The 2,750-nt window shown below is 68.4% G+C and carries 1 protein-coding gene; it reads right to left on the bottom strand.

Translation table 11 applies throughout. The features are described 5' to 3' along the window. A partial coding sequence (locus tag ABIC44_RS19560; RefSeq protein WP_354297086.1) for a non-ribosomal peptide synthetase occupies nt 1-2,750 on the bottom strand: 2,750 nt, incomplete at both ends.

The following is a 2,750-nucleotide window of genomic DNA, read 5'->3' as shown; positions in this document are numbered from 1 at the left end:
TGCACCGCCAGCGGTGCCCAGTCCGGCGCCGCGCCGTCACGCCGCGCCGCATAGGCGCGTTCAAGGTCGCGCCACAGCGGCAACAGCGACCAGCCGTCCGATGCGATGTGGTGTACGACCAGGGCAAGGACGTGGTCGTTATCGCCCAGTGTCATCAAGGTGGCCCGCACTGGAATGTCGCGGTCGAGCCGGAACGGGCGGTGCGCGGCATCATGGATCGCGGCGACCAGCGCGTCCGGTGTCACCATCATCTCCCGCAGGATGGGCGTGTCGTCCAGGCGGTTGATGACTTGCCGTGCGATGCCATCGATCTCGGCGAAGCTGGTACGCAGGCTTTCGTGCCGCTCGATGACGTCGCGGACCGCCAGCGCCAGCGCGGCGACATCGAGCGCGCCGTTGATGTGGACGACATAGGGTATGTTGTAGGTGGCGCTCGGCCCTTCGAGCTGGTGCAGGAACCACAACCGTCCCTGCGCAGGCGAAACTGGCAACACCGCCGGACGCGTGGTGGGCGCGAGCACCTGGCGTGCGCCGCCCGCCACCCCCAGCCGTTCCGCCAGCCCGGCCACCGTCGGCGCCTCGAACACCGCGCGGATGCCGATCTCGACCCGCAGCGTCGAGCGGATCCGGCTGACCAGCCGTGTCGCGAGCAGCGAATGGCCGCCCAGCGCGAAGAAATCGTCGTCGATCCCGACCGGTCCCGATCCCAGAACCTCGGCGAACAATCCCGCCAGAATAGCCTCGCGCTCGGTGCGCGGCTGGCGCCCGGTTGTCGAGACGAGCAGGGGCGGCAAGGGCAGGGCGCGAAGGTCGACCTTGCCGTTGGGCGTCAGCGGCAGGGCATCCAGCGGGACCAGGGCGGCCGGAACCATGTATTCCGGCAACCGCTTCGCCAGATAGGCCCGCAGCATCGCGGCATCCACTCCACCGTCCTGTCCGGCGACGCGGGGCACGTAATAGCCGACCAGCCGCTTGCGGCCTTCGCCGTCCGCTATCGCGACCACGCTGGCTGTAGCAACCCCGGGATGGTCGAGCAGCCGTGCCGCGATCTCGCCGGGTTCCACGCGGTGGCCGCGGATCTTCACTTGCGCGTCGTTGCGGCCCAGATATTCCAATGCCCCGTCACGGCGACGGCGAACCAGGTCGCCGGTCCGATAGAGACGCTGTCCCGCCATGAACGGATCCGCCACGAACCGGGTCGCGGTCGCGCCGGGCCGGCCCAGATAGCCCTGCGCCAGGCCATCGCCACCGACATAGAGTTCGCCCGCGACGCCTATCGGCACCGGTTGCAACCACGCATCGAGCACTACCGCACGCGTATCGGCGATTGGCCGGCCGATCGGGATTCGGGTGTGGATTTCGTGCGGTGCGATCGCATGCGTGGTCGCAAAGGTCGTCGTTTCCGTCGGACCATAACCGTTGAGCAGCCGGCCGGGCGGCAGGGCGGTCAGCATCCGCGCCACCGTCGCGGGGTTAAGCACGTCGCCCCCGGCGATAAGGTAGCGCAGGCGGTGTGATACGGCCGCGAGACAGTCGGCATGTTCGTCGAGCAGCGCTGCGGTCAGCCACAGCACCGTCACGCCCGTCGCGGCGATCCTGGCGGCCAGCATGTCTCCCGACAACAGCTCGTCGCGGTCGATCACCACCAGCCGCCCGCCGTTGAGCAATGCCCCCCAGACCTCGAGCGTGCTGGCGTCGAAGCCGGGGTTGGAAGCAAAGGCTATACAGTCATCCGCCACGAAGGACGCATAGCCGTTGTCCACCACTACCCGCGCGACGGCCCGGTGCGGTACCGCCACGCCCTTGGGTTCGCCCGTCGACCCCGATGTGTACATCACATAGGCAACCGCGTCCGGCACCGGCGTTGGCATGCAGGTGAGATCACTGGACGGTTCGCTCGTCAAACTTGCCAGATCGACGAGCGCCAGGGCGACAACTGCCTCAGGGGGCACCGATGCCACCAGGCATAGCCGGGCATTGCAATCCGCCACGATACCCGCCACCCGCGGCCAGGGTGTGGCGCCATCGAGCGGGACATAGGTCGCTGCGCATTTGAGTACCGCCAGCTGCGCGGCGACCAGTTCGGCGGAACGATCAAGCCGGATCACCACGCGGTCGCCGCTGCGGACGCCCCGGGCCCACAGCGCCTCCGCCGTGCGCTCGGCATGGGCGTCCAGCTCGGAATAGCTCCAGGCTCGGCCGTGATCTTCTACCGCTATCGCCATTGGCCGAGAGCGGACCTGCGCGGCAAAGGCACTCGCCAGATCGGTCGGGATCCGGCCGCTGGCAGTCTCGTTCCAGCGGTCCAGTACCGCCTGGCGTTCGCCGGGTGCGAATAGATCAAACCGCGACGCCGCCATGCGCGGTTCGATGCTGACGGCGTCGAGGAGGCGGGTGAAGCGGTCGGCGAGAGTTTGGGCGGTAGCGGGATCGAACAGGTCGGCGGCATATTCGAGCTCGCCGGTCAGCCCGGCCGGTGCGCCCGCGGCATCGTAACGCTCGCTCAGGCTCAGGGTGAGATCGAACTTGGCGGTGTCGAGCGCGGTGGGCAGTTCCTCGACCTGCAGTCCGGCCAGGGTCGCCTGACGCTCGACATTGTTCTGCAGCACCATCATGACCTGCACCAGCGGCTGGTGCGCCTGCGAGCGGACAGGATTGAGGTCCTCGACCAGCCGCTCGAAGGGGACGTCCTGATGGGCATAGGCGCCAAGCGCGGCTTCGCGGACGCGGGCGAGGACGGTGAGGAAGTC

The sequence above is a fragment of the Sphingomonas sp. 1185 genome (genome assembly GCF_040544655.1).
Lineage (GTDB): Bacteria > Pseudomonadota > Alphaproteobacteria > Sphingomonadales > Sphingomonadaceae > Sphingomonas.
This window is presented reverse-complemented; position numbering and strand designations above follow the sequence as displayed.